A 16471-nucleotide genomic window follows, 5' to 3' on the forward strand; every position below is an offset into this window, starting at 1 on the left:
TCAAGCCCGGCTCGATTTGACATGGGGCCCTTACGGGCACTCCAGGCTGGTCGAACCCATGTCAAATCGGGCCTCGGTGGGTGCGCTGCGGGTCCGATGTGGTCACTCCTGGGGGTCACTCAGGTGGGCGAATAGTGCAACCTTTGACAACCTGAACCGCATCTCTCACGTTAGCCGGATGAATCGGCCCGGCCCGGCGGCCACAGCGGGCGGGACTTTGGCGGAGCAACAGTTGGACGGTGTCCGGTGAGCGGTCGGTTGCGGGTGGCGTACCTGTTGACGCAGGACAGCGGAGGGCCCGTCGACGTCACCGTTCGGTTGGCGCGGGCGCTGATCGCGTCGGGGGAGGCGGACGTCCGGGTGTTCGGCCCGGTGCCACGGCGAGGCGCGGAGGTGCTGGACGGGCACCACGAGGTGGTCGAGGTCGGGGACAAGGCGGACGTCCGCGCTGGGCGGCGGGCCCGCGAGGTGGTGCGGGCGTGGCGGCCCGACGTGGTGCACGCGCAGGATCGGCGCGCCGGGTTGGTCAGCGCGGGACTGCGGTGGCGCCACAAGGTCGTCCAGACCTACCACGGTGTGCCCGACGACGTGGGGGAGGAGTGGTTCCGAGGGGTGCACCGGGCGGAGCCGCCCTCGGCGTACACGAGGGTCGTGCTCGCGGCGGACGCCGTGGTGGCGCGGGCCGTGCACCGGACCGTGGTGCCGGCGCGGGCCATGGGGCGGTTCCTGACGTCCCGGTTGAAGGTGCCCGCGGCGCGGTTGGCGCACATCGACAACTGCGTGGAGCCCGCGCACGTGCTGCCGCCGGTCGGGCCGGTGCGGCGGTTGGTGTTCGTCGGGTTGTTGGTCGAGCGCAAAGGGCTGGCGACGTTGCTGGCGGCCCTGGCATTGCCCGGGGTGATGCCCGAGGACGCCACGTTGACCGTGGTCGGTGACGGGCCGGAGCGGGTGAAGGCGGAAGCGTTGGCGCGCGCGTTGGGTCGGCGGGTCAGGTTCTTGGGCTTCCGGGCCGATGTGCCGGACCTGTTGCGCCACCACGACGCGCTCGTGCTGCCGTCCACAATGGAGCAGCAGCCGCTGGTGGTGGCCGAGGCGATGGCGGCGGGCAAGCCTGTGGTGGCGACGGACACCGGTGGGGTGGCGGACATGCTCGGGGAGGTCGGTGCGGCCGGGGCGTTGGCCCCGCCCGGTGATGTCGAGCGGTTGGCTGAGCGGTTGCGCGCGTTGTTCGCCGAGCCTGATCCGGCGCGGATCGGGTTGTCGCTCGCGGAGCGGGCGCGGGAGCGGTTCGCGCCCGACGTGTGCGCCCGACGACACCTCGACCTCTATTACGACCTCATCGCCAAGCGTTCATCGCCGACTGATGTTCCTCAGGCCAACTGAGCCGCATCGCTGAGATCCACGAGCGAGATCGGTGCGGATCGTCGAATGATGCGCCTGTTGGCTCAGGGAGGTGGGGCTCGGTCTGGGGTGACTTGGTTGGTCAGGTCAAGGGGCCCGGTTGGTCGGGTTGAGGGCTGCGGGTGCGGGTGCGGGTAAGTGGCGAGGTGTGGCGAGGGCGGGGGTCAGGGCTGGGGCTGGTGGCGGTGTTGTGGTGGTGGTTGAGGTTGAGGTCGGCGGTGTCGTGGTGGTCGTGGTGGTCGTGGTGGTCGTGGTGGTGGTTGTTGGGGTAGTGGTGGTGGTAGTGGGGGTCGGTTGGGTGGTGGTTGTGGGTTTCGTGGTGGTGGTTGAGGGGGTGGTGGTCGGCTCGGTGGTGGTGGGGGTGGTTGTGCTGGGGGTGGTGGTCGTTGCGGTGGTGGTGGGGTTGGTCTGGTTTATCAGGATGACGGCGTCGCCGGCGGCGATGTTCAGGGTGGAGGCGGCCGGCGCGCCACCGTCGATGTTGACCAGGCCCGGTGGTGGGGTGATCTGGGCCGGTTTGCTCGTCGGGTTGACGGCGACGTAGCCGCCGGTGAAGCGGCGGTCCCAGACGCCGGTGGGGAGGCGGTTGGCGGTTTCGGTGGCCTCGCCCAGCTCGGCTTGCTGGTAGCGGGACCAGTCGGGGTGGCGGTAGTCCTTGGTGGTGGCGCCGGACCAGCACGTGTAGGGGCTCGCCAGCAGGGCGGCGGTGGCGTAGCCGACGCGTTCCTCGCGGGCGCCCTTGGTGTGGGTGATCAGCAGGAGCCACGTCTCGCCGAGCGCGGCCTGCGAGCGCAGTTCCTTCCACTCGTTGCCCTTGAAGGTGAGCAGTTCACCCGTGCCGGTGTCGCGCAGGCCGAAGTTCTCCTCCATCGCGCCGTCGTAGCGGGAGTGAGCCGTCCACCGTCCCGCGGTCAGGTGGGATTCGGACACGTTCGGGATCAGCATCTTCCCGGCCTTGTGCAGGGAGTCACCGGCGATGGTGAGGAAGGTGTCCATGCCCTCGCGGATCAGCCGGTCGGACTCGGCGGCGTTCGCGGTGCCCTTCAGCACGGCCGAGGAGTAGTACTTCAGGGAGCTGAAGTCGTTGTCCGCCAGCACGCCGTCCCACCCCTCGCGCACGACCTCGGCGGTGACGGCGTCGCTCCACGCCTTCTGGTAGGCCGGGTCCCACACGGTCATCTGCCAGTGCTTCGGGTAGGAGTTCCACTCGATCCGGTGATTCTTCGTGTCCACCGCGAACCACTGCGGGCTCTCGCGGTGGGCCTTGAAGTAGCCGATGCCGGTCGGCAGCAGCGGCGCGTCGACGTCGCCCTGGACCGCGCCGGGGTAGTTGCGCGCGCTGGCGAAGTCCTTGTACACCAGCACCTTGATCTTCGGGTTGAGCTGCTTGAGCCGGCGCAGCGCGGCGGTCTCGGTCGCGTTGAGCACCACCAGGCTGTAGTGCTCGGCGGCGAACGCGATCTCCTGGTTGGTGGGCGGCTCGCCGATGCCGTACCACCAGCCGCAGGGCGCGAGCGGCTTGGGCAGCGGGCCCAGGGGGTCACCCGGTGGTGCGGGTCTGCCGACGGCCGAGACCACGGTGCACGCCGTGCCGGCCACCAGGAGCGCGGCGGCGCACAGCAGGCCGACGACGCGACGGGGCCGTCCGTTCAGCGGTTCCTTCGGCACACCAGCTCACCCACCGTCTGCAACAGGATTTTCACGTCCAGCCACAACGACCAGTTGGCTATGTAGTAGTTGTCGTACCGAGACCTGTCGACAATCGAAGTGTCACCCCGCAGGCCGTGCACCTGCGCAAGCCCGGTCAGCCCCGTGGGAACGCGGTGCCGGGCCCAGTATAGCTCGTGGATCGCCGAGAATTCGCGGACGAAACCCGGCCTCTCCGGGCGCGGTCCGACGATCGACATGTCGCCCCGGATGATGTTCCACAACTGCGGCAGTTCGTCCAGCGAAGTGCTCCTGAGGAATCGGCCGACTGGCCCGACACGGCGATCCCCGACCACCGACCAGGTGACTTGGGAATCGTCTTCGCCGTTCATTCTCACGCTGCGCAGTTTGTAGAGCACGAACGGCTGATCGTCCATCCCGACCCGGACCTGGCGGAAGATCACCGGGCGGCCGCTCTCCAGCAGCACGGCCAGCGCGCACAGCGCGATCACCGGTGAGAGCACGACCAGCGCCACGGCCGCCAGCAGCACGTCCATCCCGCGCTTGACCCACCAGCTCGGCCTGCTGGTCGGCGCGGTGCCCAGGCGCATGAGCGGGTAGCTGCGCAGCCGCTCGATGTCCGGCCCGTCCTGGTAGAGCTCGAACATCCGGGGCACGACCAGGGTGGTGCAGCCGAGCCGGTGCGCGGTGATGGCCGAGTCGACCACCGACGACTCGCGGGCGTGGGAGAACGCCAGCACCACCGTGCCGACGCCCAACCGGGTGATCGCGGCGGCCAGGTCCTCGTCCATCAGCCCGACCGGCAGGGCGTCGCGGTCCACGGCGGGTTCCGGGTCGACGAACCCGACCGGGCGCAGGCCGAACTCCGGGTGCGCCAGCATCGCCCCGACCAGGTCGATGCCGACCTTGCCCGCGCCCACGACGATCGTGCGGTCGCAGCGGTGGAACCGGCGGCGGCACCAGCGGCCGAACGCGAACACGAACAGCCGGGCCGGTTCGCTCAGCGCGGCGAACTCCAGCACCGCCCACTGCGCGGGCGCGGTGGTGCCCGGCGGCGCGCCGCTGAGCAGCCCGGCCAGCGTGACCAGCGCGAACGCGATGGCCGTTGCGCCGACCGAGCGCGGCAGGTCGTGGAACCAGGACAGCCACAGCCGCCGCCGGTACAGCCGGCACGCGGCCCGCACGCCCAGCAGGGCCACGGCCACGACCGCCGTCCATCGCGCGCCCGGCGAGTGCCGGGCCGCCACCGCGGCCACCGCCGTCACGTCGACCGCGACGAGCAGCACCGCCACCGCGTTCACCCGCCGCAGCAGGTCAGAGCCCGATGCCTCGCGCGGCCGCGGGTGCCGCCACCGCGACACCAGGGCCGCCGGGGTGGTCGCCGAGCCGACCCCGTTCACCGCGGACCGCCCTTGCCAGGGACCGAGCGCGTCCCGTCCTCGCCACACCACATCCGGACGACGTCCTTCCCACCATGAACCCGATTATTTGGTCACCCGTTCGAGATCATCCGAACGGGAATCTGTGCTCACTCGGTGTGCATCAAGCGTGATTCATTGGCGCTAATTCACTCTTTCGGTGATCATCGTTCCCCTTCCTGGTGGCGCTCGGTTCCTGGCCTTTCCGTAATTCATCCAGACGTGCGACGAGAAGGCGCCGGGGTGGCGCAATCCCGTCGCGGTCCGGAGGCGAATAATTCTGGACCGTCATCCGCCATCCAGTGAAATGGGGCCCATTGAGCGTCGATGAAGGCGACGTGCGCGGCACGTCGGAACAGGGCGGACCGACCCTTTCCGGCGACGCGCGCGACCACACCCGTGCCCACGTCGTGCTGCCCGCCTACAACGAGGCCGCCTCGCTGCCACCGCTGCTCACCCGGCTCGCCGAGGTCGCCCGCACCGAGAAGCTCACCGCCTGGGTCGTGGACGACGGCTCGTCCGACGGCACGGCCGACGTCGTCGCCCGCGGCTGGCCCGGCCTGGACGTGCGGCTGGTCAGCCACCCGGTCAACCTCGGCCTCGGCCAGGCCGTCCGGTCGGGGCTGCGCGCCGCGCTGGCCGAGGCCGGCGACGAGGACGTCGTCGTCGTGATGGACGCCGACGACACCCACGACCCGGCGCTGATCCAGCGGCTGGAGGACGAGATCGCGGCCGGCGCGGACGTGGTGATCTGCTCCCGGTTCGTCGACGGCGGCGACGACGCGACCGCGCCGCCGTTGCGCCGGCTGCTCTCCCGCGGCGCGGCCGCGCTGTTCCGCCTGGTGCTGCGGGTCGACGGCGTCCGCGACTTCACCAGCGGCTTCCGCGCCTACCGGGCCGGCCTGCTGGCCCGCGCCGAGCGGCACTGGGGCGAACGGCTGATCGAGGAACGCGGGTTCGCCTGCATGGTGGAGCTGCTGCTCAAGCTGCGGCACTGCCGACCGGTCGTCACCGAGGTGCCGCTGGCCCTGCGCTACGACCGCAAGCGCGGCCCGAGCAAGATCCGGATCGCCCGCACGGTGTGGCAGTACGCGAAGCTGCTCGTGCGCGACCGGCTCACGCCCGCGCCGTACCGGGCGCTGTGATGCGCGCGGCGGACCCCGGGCACGTGGTCGTGGTCGGCGGCGGCATCTGCGGCCTGGCCACGGCGCACGAGCTGGTGCGCGCCGGGGCGCGGGTGACGTTGCTGGAGGGCAGCGACCAGCTCGGCGGGCTCGGCACGTTCTTCGCCTGGCGCGACCGCTGGGTCGAGCGGTTCTACCACTGCGTGATGCCGACCGACGACCACCTGCTCGACCTGCTCGACCAGCTGGGGCTGCGCGAGCGGGTCACGTGGCGGCCCACCCGGATGGGCATGGTCGTGGACGGCCGCGCGTTCCCGTTCAACACGGCGCTGGACCTGCTCAGGTTCACCCCGTTGGGCGTGCTCGACCGGCTGCGGTTCGGCGCGGTGTCGGTGCTGTTGCGGCGGTTGGGCCGGGGCAGGGACCTCGACCGCACGCGCACCGAGGACTGGTTGCGCGGCCTGTACGGCGACCGGGTGTGGGAGCTGCTGCTCGCGCCGCTGTTCGGCGCGAAGTTCGGCGCGCGGTTCGGCGACGTGCCCGCGCTGTACCTGTGGCAGCGCCTGGGGCGCGAGGGCGCGGTGTCGGTGCGCGGGTACCCGGACGGCGGCTACCGGGCCGTGATCGACGCGCTGAGGGCCTCGATCGAGGCCGGCGGCGGCGTGGTGCGGCTCGACGCCCCGGTGCGGCGCGTCGGCGTGGCCGGGGAGCGGGTGCGGATCGCCCTGGACGGCGACGAGGTCGTGCTCGCCGACCGCGTGGTGTCGACGCTGCCGTTGCCGCAGCTGCGGCAGCTCGCCGACGACGATCTGGCCGCGCGGCTGCCGGACGTGCGGCTGCCGTACCAGGGCGTGGTGAACGCGCTGTTCTTCCTGCGCCGGCCGTTGTCGGGGCACTACTGGACGCCCGTGGTGCGCTCGGGCACGGAGTTCGACGGGCTGATCCAGATGACCCCGCTGGCGGGCGTCGAGCCCTACGGCGGGCGGCACCTGGTCTACGCGATGCGCTACACCGACCGGGAGTCGGCGCTGTTCGAGGACGACGACGCGGCGGTGGCGGCGCGGTGGACCTCTCAGCTGCTGGCGCTGCACCCGGAGCTGAGCCACGAGGACGTGGACGAGGTGCGGGTGTTCAAGGCGCCGTTCGTGGAACCGGTGTACCCGTTGGGGTACCGGTCGCTGCGGCCGCCCGTGGTGGTCGCCGGCACCCCGCTGCTGCTGGCGACCACCGCGCACGTCTACCCGGACGTCACGAGCTGGAACTCGAGCGTGGGACTGGCGCGGCGGGTCGCCGCGACGCTGGCGCAGGCACCACAACCTGTTCCGGGCTGAGCCGGCGGGCGTGCACCGGCTCGCCGCGGACCAGCTGCCGCAGCGCGGCGGCGATCCGGGCCGACGGCGAGCCGGTGCCGTACGGCGAGGGGATGTGCTCCAAACGCTCCCGGTGGCCGGGCACGTCGTCCAGCCAGCGCAGCACCTCGGCGCACACCCGCGGCCCCGGCGGCACGAGCGTGCCGAACGTGCCCTCGATCTCGGGTCGCTCGGTGCTGCGGCGCACCACGACGACCGGCCGTTTGAGGACGCTGACCTCCTCCTGGATGCCGCCGGAGTCGGACACGACCACGGCGGCGCACCGGGCCAGCGCCAGGAACGCCGGGTACGCCTGCGGCTCGACCACCTTGAGCCGGCGCAGCAGCGCGGTCAGGCCGAACGCCTCCACGCGCTTGGCCGTGCGCGGGTGCAGCGGCAGCACCACCGGCAGCGGCAGGCGGTTGAGCTCGCGCAGGATCGTCTCCAGGTTGACCGGGTCGTCCACGTTCTCCGGCCGGTGCACGGTGGCCAGCACGTAGCCGTCGCGCTCCAGCTCGTGCGCGGCCAGGACGACCGCCTCCTCGTCCCGGTCGGGCAGCGCGGACACCAGGGCCTCGACCACGGTGTTGCCGGTGATCGCGATGCGCTCGTCGGGGACGCTCTCGGCCAGCAGGTTCGTGCGGTTGAGCGGCGTCGGCGCGCAGCACAGGTCGGCGAGGTGGTCGATCGCCACCCGGTTGTGCTCCTCCGGCATGGCCCGGTCGAAGCTGCGCAGGCCCGCTTCGACGTGCACGAGCGGCACGTCGTTGGCGTTGGCGGCCAGCGCGCCCGCGAGCGCCGAGGTGGTGTCGCCCTGCACGATGACGGCCTTCGCGGGGTGGCGGGCCAGCACCTCGTCCACGGCGGAGATGGCCGCGCCGAGCTGGCCGCCCCGCCTGCCGCCGCCCACGGCCAGCTCGTGGAACCGCCCGGGTCGGCCGATGTCCCGCCGGATGCGGTGGTACATCGCGGTGTCGTAGTGCTGTCCGGTGTAGACGACGGTCGCGTCGGCGCCCATCACGCGGATCAGCGGCGCGAGTTTGATCAGTTCCGGCCTGGTGCCGCACACCATCGTGACGGCGCCGGGAACTCCCTGGTCTATCGGACCCACCTCCAGTCGCGGATGACGCGCGCCGGGGCGCGATCGCGGTGAAGGTTAGAGTCCCGGCGGGAGATTTCCCTTGTGGCTCAGTCGATCGAGTGAACTTGACCGTCGTCGGTCCGAGTTGTCGTTGGGGCTCGGTAGGTTGGTGAGTGGATCATTCTGGAGTGGACGGATGTCGATGATGCGAAGACGCGTGGCGCTGTTCGCCGCGGCGCTGCTCGTGGCGGTGGTGGTGGGGCCTTCCCCGGCCCGGGCGGTCGGGGTGGTGCTGCTGCCCGACCTGCGGCAGGCCCCGGTGGGGTGCGCCGGCGGGTACCCCGGCGACCCGGCGCGGTGCCTCGACTGGGACGTGTGCCCGGTCGCGGACGCGGCCGCGCCGAACGGCCCGTGCGTGCAGTCCGGCCCGATCGGGGCGGTCCGGCTGCGGTTCACCACGTCGGCGGACAACGTCGGCGACGGGCCGCTGGTGATCCACGGCCGGCGGTCGGACGTCGGGCAGGAGCGGATGACCGCGCGGCAGGCGTTGCAGTCCGCTGTGGACGGTTCGATCCCGATGGCCTACGAGCAGGCGCAGCACGCCGTCCCGGCGGCCCTGTACTACGAACCGGCGGCCGCGCACCAGCACTGGCACCTGCTGGGGTTCGAGCACTTCCAGCTCCGCACGCCGGCGGGCGACACGGTGGTGATCGACCGGAAGAACGGCTTCTGCCTGGGCGACCGCTACGCGACCGCCGACCGGTTGGCGAACCGCCCGGTCGGGACCTCGAGCCCGCAGGGTGCGTTGGCGGCGTTCCTGCGGGAGAACCGGTGCGGTCACCACGCGCCGGAGGCGTTGAGCGTGGTGCAGGGCATCTCGGTGGGCTACGGCGACGACTACCTGCACACGGTCGACTTCCAGTGGCTCGACATCAGCACCGTGCCCTCGGGCGTGTACGACGTGGTGAACATCGTCAACGGCGACCGCACCCTGGTGGAGAAGTCCTACGCGAACAACGCCTCGTCCATGGCGATCTCGATCCGCTGGCCGGGCGACGCCACCACCCCGCCGACCACGATCACCCGCCCCCCGGACGTCCGCCTGCTCCGCAACTGCCCGGGCGCGCTCCAGTGCGCTACCCCGCGCGGCTGAGGTGCAACGCGGGCGATCCACGGTGACATGACCCGGGACCACACGTGCGTGTGGTCCCGGGCGTGGCATCGGGAGAGGACCGGGGTGGCTCTGTTCGGCAACGAGGAGAGCGCGGAGGTCACCGCGCTCCAGCAGCGGTTGGCCGCGGCGCACGGCATGATCGCCGAGCCGCCGGGGTGGGTCGCCCACCTGCGCGGCGCGGGGACCGGTGCGTCGGAGGCCGAGCTGCGTGGCCTGCGGTCGGCGGTGGAGCAGGGGGAGCACGAGGTCGGCACGCTCACCGCGACACGTCGGCAGCTCGCGGCCGAGGTCGAGACGCCGGCTGGAGCCGATGGACCGGGTCCGGGAGCTCGGTGACGCCTCGGTGCCGTTCCGGCTCGACACGCACGCCCTGCACCAGCGGCTGAGCCACCGGCGGGTGACGGTGGTGAACCCGCGGCGGGAGTTCCTGGCCGAACTGGGCGACGACCACGTGCTGGAGTGCCACGACACCGCGGACGCGGTCAGCGGCCACCTGCGCCCGGAGGAGCGGGTGCCGGCCCTGGCCGACGCGCGCTGGCCGTGGCCGAGCGGCACAGGTCGGGTCCGCCGAGCCTGGACGTCCTCTGACGGGTGCCTCGGGCGTTTGGCGTAGCGGCGGTTCGGGAATTCGGGGTCGTCCGGACAGGCGATCCGAAGGGTGGGGCCATGTCGTTGGCCACCGCAAGCCGCGTCCTCGCCGGTCGCTACGAGTTGAAGGGCAAGCTCCGGGCCGGTGGTGCGGCCGAGGTGCACCGGGGGTGGGACGTGCTGCTGCGGCGGTTCGTCGCGGTCAAGGTGGTCGACGGGGACGAGGTGGACGAGCGGCGGTTCGACGACGAGGTGCGCACGTTGGCCGGGTTGTCGCACCCCGGGCTGCTGTCGGTCTACGACGTCGGCACGTGCGGTGGGACGGCGTTCGTTGTGATGCAGCTGGTCGAGGGCACGACGTTGCGCGACCGGCTGGTGGACGGCACGTTCACGCCCGCCCAGGCCCGCGCGCTCGGCCACCAGGTCGCCGACATCCTGGCCCACGTGCACGAGCAGCGCGTCGTGCACCGGGACCTGACGCCGGCCACCATCCTGCTCGAGGACTCCGACACCGCCTACCTGGCCGACTTCGGCCTGGCGCGCTCGCTCGGCTCGCCCCGGACCACGAGGATCGGCGAGCCGCGCGGCACCGCCGCCTACCTGGCCCCGGAGCAGGTGCGCGGCGACGAGGTCGGCCCGCCCGCGGACGTCTACGCGCTCGGCCTGGTCCTGCTGGAGTGCCTGACCGGCTACCGCGAGTACCAGGGCGACCGGGTGGAGGCCGCCGTCGCCCGCCTGCACCGCCCGCCCGGCATCCCGCGCCACGTGCCCGCCCGCCTGGCCCGCCTGCTGGCGGCGATGACCGCGCTGCCGCCGGTTCGCCGCCCCACCGCCGCCCAGGTCGCCGACGCGCTGCGCCCGGCACCGACCACCCTGCCGCGCGGCCGGTTGCTCTGCGGTGTCCGCGCGCGACCCGCTTGAGTCAGACGCCTTCCAGGAACCGTTCCAGCGCGTCGGTGAACTCCCGCGGCCGTTCGAGGTTCGGCAGGTGGCCCGCGCCGGGGATCACCGCGAGCGTCGAGGCGGGGATGGTGGCGTGCATCCGCTCGGCCACGGTGACCGGCGTGTACTCGTCGTCCTCGCCGACGATCACGAGCGCGGGCACGGTGGCGCGGGACAGCGAGTCCACGTAGTCGGGGCGTTCCGCGCGGCCCCGCCAGCCCGCCGCCGCGCCCTCCGGCGACGTGCCGCGCATCATCCCCAGCACGTGCTCGGCGACGGCCGGCTGCGTCACGACGTTGCGCGGCGAGATCATTTTGTCCAGCACCTCGTCCGCATAGGGGCCCATGCCCTCGCGCCGCACCCGTGCCGCCAACGTCCGCCGCGCCTCGGCGGCGTCCGGCGTGTCCGCCTCGGGGAACGTGTCCGCCAGCACGAGCGCACGGACCCGGGACGGGAACGCGCGGTGCAGTTCCATGACGATCTGGCCGCCCATCGACAGCCCGCACAGCACCGCCCGGTCCACGTCGAGGCGGTCCAGGAGCGCGATCAGGTCGGTGGCGAAGACGGCCCACGGCGTCTTGCCGGGCACCACCGTCGTCTCACCGTATCCCCGCAGGTCAGGCGCGATCACCCGGTAGCGGGAGCGGAGCCGGTCGACCTGCGGCCGCCACATCGAGCGGCTGAACGGGTGGCCGTGCACGAGCAGGACCGGGAGCCCGTCGCCCTCGTCGTCGTAGGCGATGTCGATGTCGTCCACCCGCATGCGTCCCCCTCGTTCCGTTGACGTCAGCAGCCTAGGAACGTCACCATGCTCGGTGCAATCAAAACAATGCTCTCGGTGCAATGTGGGGTGCACGTGGCGGACTACCGCCTGATCGCCGACGCGATCGCGGCCGACGTCGCGGCCGGCAGGCTCAAGCCCGGCGACCGCCTGCCGCCGCAACGCGCGTTCGCCCGCCGCCACGGCATCGCGGGCTCCACGGCGGCCCGCGTCTACGGCGAGCTGGTCCGGCGCGGGATCGCGGTCGGCGAGGTCGGCCGCGGCACGTTCGTCCGGGCCGCACGCCCGCCGGACGAATCCGCGCCGGCCGAGCCGGGTGGCGCACGCGTCGACCTGGAGCTCAACTTCTGCGTGCTGCCCGACCAGCCCGACCTGCTCGCACCCGGTCTCGACCGGCTCGTCCGGCACGGCCTGCCCGACGCGCTCGCCCCCGTGGGCGTCCTCGGCACGCCCGAAGCCCGCGCCGCCACGGCCCGCGTGCTGGCCCGCGGCGGGTGGACCCCCGACGAGCGCCGGATCGTGTTCACCGGCAACGGCAGGCAGGCGATCGCCGCGGCCGTGTCGGCGCTGACGCCGGTCGGCGGGCGGCTCGGCGTCGAAGCCGTCACCTACCCGGTGGTGAAGGCGATCGCGGCCCGGCTGGGCGTCACGCTCGTGCCGCTGGCGGTGGACGAGGAGGGCGTGCTGCCGCGGGCGATCCGGGCGGCCGACGTGCGCGCGGTCTACCTCCAGCCGATCCTGCACAACCCCCTCGGCGTCACGATGCCCGAACGCCGCCGCGCCGACCTCGCCGACACCGTCCGCGACCTCGACGTGCAGGTGATCGAGGACGCCGTCTACGCCTTCCTGGGCCCCGACCTGCCGCCGCTGGCCCCCGAGCGCACCACCGTCGTGGACAGCCTGTCCAAGCGCCTCGCGCCCGGCCTGACCGTCGGGTTCGCCGTCCCACCCGGACACCTGGTCGACCGGGTCGCCGCCGCCGCGCGCTCCGGGGGCTGGGCCGCGGGCCGCTTCGCGCTCGCCGCGGCCACCGGCTGGCTCACCGACGGCACCGTCGACTCCATGGTGGAGCGCAAGCGCGCCCTGGCCCTGGACCGGCAACGGCTCGCGCGTGAACGCCTGGCGGGCTTCGACCTCAGGGCCGACCCCGGCGCCTACCACTGCTGGTGGCGGCTGCCGGACCGGTGGCGGGCGGAGACGTTCGTGGCCGCCGCGGCCCGGCGCGGCATCGCCGTCACGCCCGCCGCCGCGTTCGCCGTGGTGCCCGGCCACGCGCCGAACGCCGTCCGCCTCGCCCTGGCCTCCGCGCCGACCCCGACCTTGACCGCCGCGCTGGACGTGCTCGCGACCCTCGCCGAAGGCAGCCCGGAGGACGAACCGGTCGACTAGAGTCGCGCCATGGTGAGCAGCGTCGCGTGGCTCCTCGACTCCGATCCGGCGCTGCGCTGGCAGGTCGAACGCGACCTGGTGGGCGCGCCGGCCGAGGTGTGGGAGGCGACCCGCGCCAGGATCGCCACCGAGGGCTTCGGTGCGCGCCTGCTCGCGTTGCAGGACCCGGACGGCCGGTGGGCGGGCGGCGCGTTCTTCCCCGCGGACTTCGACTTCCGCGGTCCGGAGGCCGCCGAGGGCGGGGGGCAGCCGTGGACGGCGACGACGTGGACGCTGAACTCGTTGCGCGAGTGGGGCATGGACCCCGCGGTCCTGCGTGGACGCCGGACCGCCGAGCTGCTGGAGCGCCACTGCCGCTGGGAGTACGACGACCTGCCGTACTGGGGCGGCGAGGTCGACTGCTGCATCAACGCGTGGACCGTCCAGAACGGCCTGTGGCTCGGCGCGGACATCACCGGCATCGTCGACTGGTTCGTGGCGCACCGCCTGCCCGACGGCGGCTGGAACTGCGAGTGGGTCGAGGGGTCGACGCGGTCGTCGTTCCACTCCACGCTGAACTCGCTCAAAGGGCTCCTCGACCACGAGGCCGCGACCGGCGGCACGGACGAGACGCGGGCCGCCCGCCGCGGCGGCGAGGAGTACCTGCTGGAACGCGGCCTGTTCCGCCGCCTGTCCACCGGCGAGCCGGTCGCGCCGTGGGTGACGCGCTTCGCCTACCCGTTCCGCTGGTTCTACAGCGTGCTCAACGCGGCCGACTACTTCCGCCGGGCGTCCCTGCTCGACGGCACGCCACCGGACCCGCGCATGGCCGACGCGATCGAGCTGATCCGCGACCAGCGCCAACCGGACGGCACGTGGCTCCAGGCCCGCCGCCACCCCGGCCGCGTGTGGTTCGAGGTCGACGCGCCCGCCGGGGAGCCGTCGAAGTGGCTGACCCTGCACGCCACCCGCGTGCTCGACTGGTGGGACGCCCGGACCTAGTCGGCGTCAGTCGCCGGACCGGTCGTCCTCGATGTGCATGGCCGCGTCCTCGGGGCCGACGGGGTAGTGCGACCCGGCCGCCTCGGCGATCGCCGTGGACTCCTCGTCGACGACCTCGTCCGGTGCGGTGAACTGCGGGCCCACCGCCTCGGGGTCGGGCCGCGCGCCGTGGCCCTCGCGGGCGTCCCAACGCGGCTCCAGCGCTTCCTGCTGCTCGGACATCGGTCCTCGGTGATCGGCCATGGTCGCTCCTCCCGCGCCGGTGGACGGCACGCCGACGGGTTACCCGTGACGGCCGGCGCGGACACGGCCCGTTTGTGCGCGCGTGCGCCGGTGAACCCCGAAAGGCATGACGAGGGGCGGCACGACGGCGGTGTCGGTCGACGCCTGGGGCGTCGCACTGGCCGCGGACCTCGGTGTCCCGCCCGACCCGGCGGGCGTGGTGGTGTTCGCGCACGGGTCGGGCAGCTCCCGGCACAGCGGCCGCAACCAGGCCGTGGCGCGGTCGCTGCGCCGCGACGGGTACGCGACCCTGCTGCTGGACCTGCTCACCGAGCGCGAGGAGCGGGAGGACCGCGTCACCGGCCGGCTGCGGTTCGACATCGGGCTGCTGGCCGAACGGGTGGCGGGGTCGGTGGAGTGGACGTCACGCGCGCCTGTCACGCGGGGGTTGCCGATCGGGCTGTTCGGCGCGAGCACGGGCGCCGCGGCGGCCCTGGTGGCCGCGGCCGGGACGTACCTGGTGCGGGCGGTCGTGTCGCGCGGCGGACGGCCGGACCTGGCGGGACGCGCCCTGGCCCGCGTGCGCGCGCCGACGCTGCTGGTCGTCGGCAGCCGTGACGAGGAGGTGCTCGAACTCAACCGCGCGGCGGCCGGGCACCTGCCGGCGATGTGGCGGATCGAGGTCGTCGACGGCGCGACGCACCTGTTCGAGGAGCCGGGCGCGTTGGACGAGGTCGCCCGGCTGGCGGGCTCGTGGTTCCACGACTTCCTGTGACGGCGCGCCGCCGCGGGCGGTCGAGCCACTTGCGGGCTGGAACCGGCCGCGGCCGGGCGGTAACAGTGGTGCCATGACCTACGACGTCGAGTCCGTCCGCGCCCGCTTCCCGTCCCTGGCCACCGGCACCGCCCACTTCGACGGACCGGGCGGCTCCCAGGTGCCCGCCGCCGTCGCGGACGCCGTGCGCGACGCGATGACGTCCTCGCTGGCCAACCGCGGTGTCGTCACCGCCGCCGAACGCGCGGCCGACGCGATCGTGCTCGACGCCCGACGGGCGCTGGCCGACCTGCTCGGCGCGTCACCGGAAGGCGTGGTGTTCGGGCGCAGCATGACCCAGCTGACCTACGACTTCGCCCGCACGCTCGCCCGCACCTGGTCGCCCGGTGACGAGGTCGTGGTGACCAGGCTCGACCACGACGCCAACGTGCGGCCGTGGGTGCAGGCCGCCGAGGCGGTCGGCGCGGTCGTGCGGTGGGTCGCGTTCGACCCCGCGACCGGCGAGCTGGACGACGTGGCCGACGCGCTGTCCGAGCGGACCCGGCTGGTGGCCGTCACGGCGGCGTCCAACCTGATCGGCACCCGTCCGGCGGTGGCGCGGATCGCCGACCTGGCGCACGAGCGCGGCGCGTTGTGCTACGTGGACGGCGTGCACCTGACCGCGCACCACCCGGTGGACGTGGCCGCGTTCGGGGCGGACTTCTTCGCGTGCTCGCCGTACAAGTTCTTCGGGCCGCACTGCGGTGTGGTCGCCGGGCGGCCCGAGGTGCTGGCCGACCTGCGGCCGGACAAGCTGCTGCCCTCGTCGGACGCGGTGCCGGAGCGGTTCGAGCTGGGCACGCTGCCCTACGAGCTGCTGGCCGGCTGCACGGCCGCGGTCGACTTCATCGCCGACCTGGTCCCCTCGACCGGCACGCGCCGTGAGCGGATCGTGGCGTCGTTGACGGCGGTGGGGGAGCACGAGGACCGGTTGCGGGAACGGGCCGAGGCGGGGCTGTCCGAGCTGCCGGGCGTCACCGTGTGGTCCAGGGCCGGGTCGCGCACGCCGACCGTGCTGGTGACGTTCGCCGACCACGCGGCCGCCGACGCGTACCGGTACCTGGCCGGGGTGGGCGTGAACGCGCCGGCCGGCGCCTTCTACGCGATCGAGACGTCCCGGTGGCTCGGGCTCGGCGACACCGGCGGGCTGCGGGTGGGCCTCGCGCCGTACTCGACCGAGGCCGAGGTGGACCGGCTGCTCGCCGGCCTGGCCGCGTTCCTGCGTCCGGCCTGACGGTCTGGACGAGTAATCGTAAGTCGGTCAGTGGTCGTCGGAGGTCGGGGATCGGGTGACGGGTTGGCCGGTGGCGCGGTTGTGCCGGATTGCGACAAGGCCAGTAGTCGTTGTGCGACGCGGACTCCGACGCCGTCGATGGTGCGTCCGCCGTGCTGTTCCAGGTGCAACTGGCCTTCGGGGGGTGTCCCTATGTGGTTGTCAAGCCGCAGCCGGGGCGGGAGTGGGTTCGGGGTGCCGGTAGTAGGTCTTGTCGCGGAGCATGGCGAATAGCACGTCGCAGCGGCGCCGCGCCAGGCAGATCA

The 16471-nt window shown here is 73.1% G+C and carries 16 protein-coding genes; 11 read left to right on the forward strand and 5 right to left on the reverse strand.

Going from position 1 to position 16471, the window contains the following annotated elements; all coding sequences use genetic code 11:
• The first annotated feature begins 246 nt into the window (after positions 1-246).
• On the forward strand, positions 247-1383 hold the full coding sequence (locus LZG04_RS37485) for a glycosyltransferase family 4 protein (RefSeq protein ID WP_233826314.1): 1137 nt from the start codon (positions 247-249) through the stop codon (positions 1381-1383).
• A gap of 105 nt (positions 1384-1488) precedes the next feature.
• Here the strand turns inward: LZG04_RS37485 and LZG04_RS42195 are convergent, their stop codons facing one another.
• A complete protein-coding gene (locus LZG04_RS42195) occupies positions 1489-3069 on the reverse strand; it encodes a putative glycoside hydrolase family 15 protein (RefSeq protein WP_308199649.1) in 1581 nt (526 codons plus the stop codon).
• Complete coding sequence (locus LZG04_RS37495) at positions 3051-4469, reverse strand: sugar transferase (RefSeq protein WP_233826316.1); 1419 nt, start codon at positions 4467-4469, stop codon at positions 3051-3053. Before LZG04_RS37495 ends, LZG04_RS42195 begins: the two co-directional genes overlap by 19 nt.
• 335 nt (positions 4470-4804) lie before the next feature.
• Here LZG04_RS37495 and LZG04_RS37500 point away from each other — a divergent pair, with 335 nt between their 5' ends.
• The gene (locus LZG04_RS37500) at positions 4805-5632 is read left to right on the forward strand and encodes a glycosyltransferase (RefSeq protein WP_233826319.1); all 828 of its coding nucleotides are present in this window, start codon (positions 4805-4807) and stop codon (positions 5630-5632) included.
• Positions 5632-6942 carry an FAD-dependent oxidoreductase gene (locus LZG04_RS37505; protein ID WP_233826321.1) on the forward strand — a complete coding sequence of 437 codons (1311 nt, stop codon included), beginning with the start codon at positions 5632-5634 and terminating at the stop codon, positions 6940-6942. The genes LZG04_RS37500 and LZG04_RS37505 overlap by 1 nt, the downstream gene beginning before the upstream one ends.
• On the opposite strand, the gene wecB is transcribed toward LZG04_RS37505, so the two are convergent.
• Positions 6860-8032, reverse strand: a complete 1173-nt coding sequence (gene wecB, locus LZG04_RS37510) for a non-hydrolyzing UDP-N-acetylglucosamine 2-epimerase (protein ID WP_233826343.1) — start codon at positions 8030-8032, stop codon at positions 6860-6862. The two genes, LZG04_RS37505 and wecB, sit on opposite strands and share 83 nt — an antisense overlap.
• A 214-nt stretch (positions 8033-8246) precedes the next feature.
• Between wecB and LZG04_RS37515 the strand changes: the two genes are divergently transcribed.
• The 4 genes from LZG04_RS37515 to LZG04_RS37530 all read left to right on the forward strand — a co-directional run bounded on the left by LZG04_RS37515 (position 8247) and on the right by LZG04_RS37530 (position 10724).
• The gene (locus LZG04_RS37515) at positions 8247-9194 is read left to right on the forward strand and encodes a lysyl oxidase family protein (RefSeq protein WP_233826323.1); all 948 of its coding nucleotides are present in this window, start codon (positions 8247-8249) and stop codon (positions 9192-9194) included.
• 84 nt (positions 9195-9278) lie between these two features.
• Positions 9279-9551, forward strand: coding sequence for a hypothetical protein (locus LZG04_RS37520; protein ID WP_233826325.1), 273 nt, complete (start codon positions 9279-9281; stop codon positions 9549-9551).
• Entirely contained in the window at positions 9526-9828 is a 303-nt protein-coding gene (locus tag LZG04_RS37525) for a hypothetical protein (RefSeq protein ID WP_233826327.1), read from the forward strand. The genes LZG04_RS37520 and LZG04_RS37525 overlap by 26 nt, the downstream gene beginning before the upstream one ends.
• Positions 9829-9881: 53 nt before the next feature.
• Entirely contained in the window at positions 9882-10724 is an 843-nt protein-coding gene (locus LZG04_RS37530; RefSeq protein ID WP_233826329.1) for a serine/threonine-protein kinase, read from the forward strand.
• 1 nt (position 10725) lies between these two features.
• Here LZG04_RS37530 and LZG04_RS37535 read toward each other — a convergent pair whose 3' ends face one another.
• The gene (locus LZG04_RS37535) at positions 10726-11508 is read right to left on the reverse strand and encodes an alpha/beta fold hydrolase (protein WP_233826331.1); all 783 of its coding nucleotides are present in this window, start codon (positions 11506-11508) and stop codon (positions 10726-10728) included.
• Positions 11509-11601: 93 nt separating this feature from the next.
• On the opposite strand from LZG04_RS37535, the gene LZG04_RS37540 reads away from it, so the two are divergent.
• Positions 11602-12915, forward strand: a complete 1314-nt coding sequence (locus LZG04_RS37540; protein ID WP_233826333.1) for a PLP-dependent aminotransferase family protein — start codon at positions 11602-11604, stop codon at positions 12913-12915.
• A 12-nt stretch (positions 12916-12927) separates the two neighbouring features.
• Positions 12928-13896 carry a squalene cyclase gene (locus LZG04_RS37545; RefSeq protein WP_374202972.1) on the forward strand — a complete coding sequence of 323 codons (969 nt, stop codon included), beginning with the start codon at positions 12928-12930 and terminating at the stop codon, positions 13894-13896.
• Between the two features lie 6 nt (positions 13897-13902).
• Here the strand turns inward: LZG04_RS37545 and LZG04_RS37550 are convergent, their stop codons facing one another.
• A complete protein-coding gene (locus LZG04_RS37550) occupies positions 13903-14139 on the reverse strand; it encodes a hypothetical protein (protein ID WP_233826336.1) in 237 nt (78 codons plus the stop codon).
• Between the two features lie 106 nt (positions 14140-14245).
• Here LZG04_RS37550 and LZG04_RS37555 point away from each other — a divergent pair, with 106 nt between their 5' ends.
• Both LZG04_RS37555 and LZG04_RS37560 read left to right on the forward strand, forming a co-directional pair.
• On the forward strand, positions 14246-14893 hold the full coding sequence (locus LZG04_RS37555; RefSeq protein WP_233826337.1) for a dienelactone hydrolase family protein: 648 nt from the start codon (positions 14246-14248) through the stop codon (positions 14891-14893).
• Between the two features lie 73 nt (positions 14894-14966).
• Complete coding sequence (locus LZG04_RS37560) at positions 14967-16166, forward strand: cysteine desulfurase-like protein (protein WP_233826339.1); 1200 nt, start codon at positions 14967-14969, stop codon at positions 16164-16166.
• Positions 16167-16471: the final 305 nt, after the last annotated feature.

This window comes from Saccharothrix sp. S26 (assembly GCF_021390395.1).
Lineage (GTDB): Bacteria > Actinomycetota > Actinomycetes > Mycobacteriales > Pseudonocardiaceae > Actinosynnema.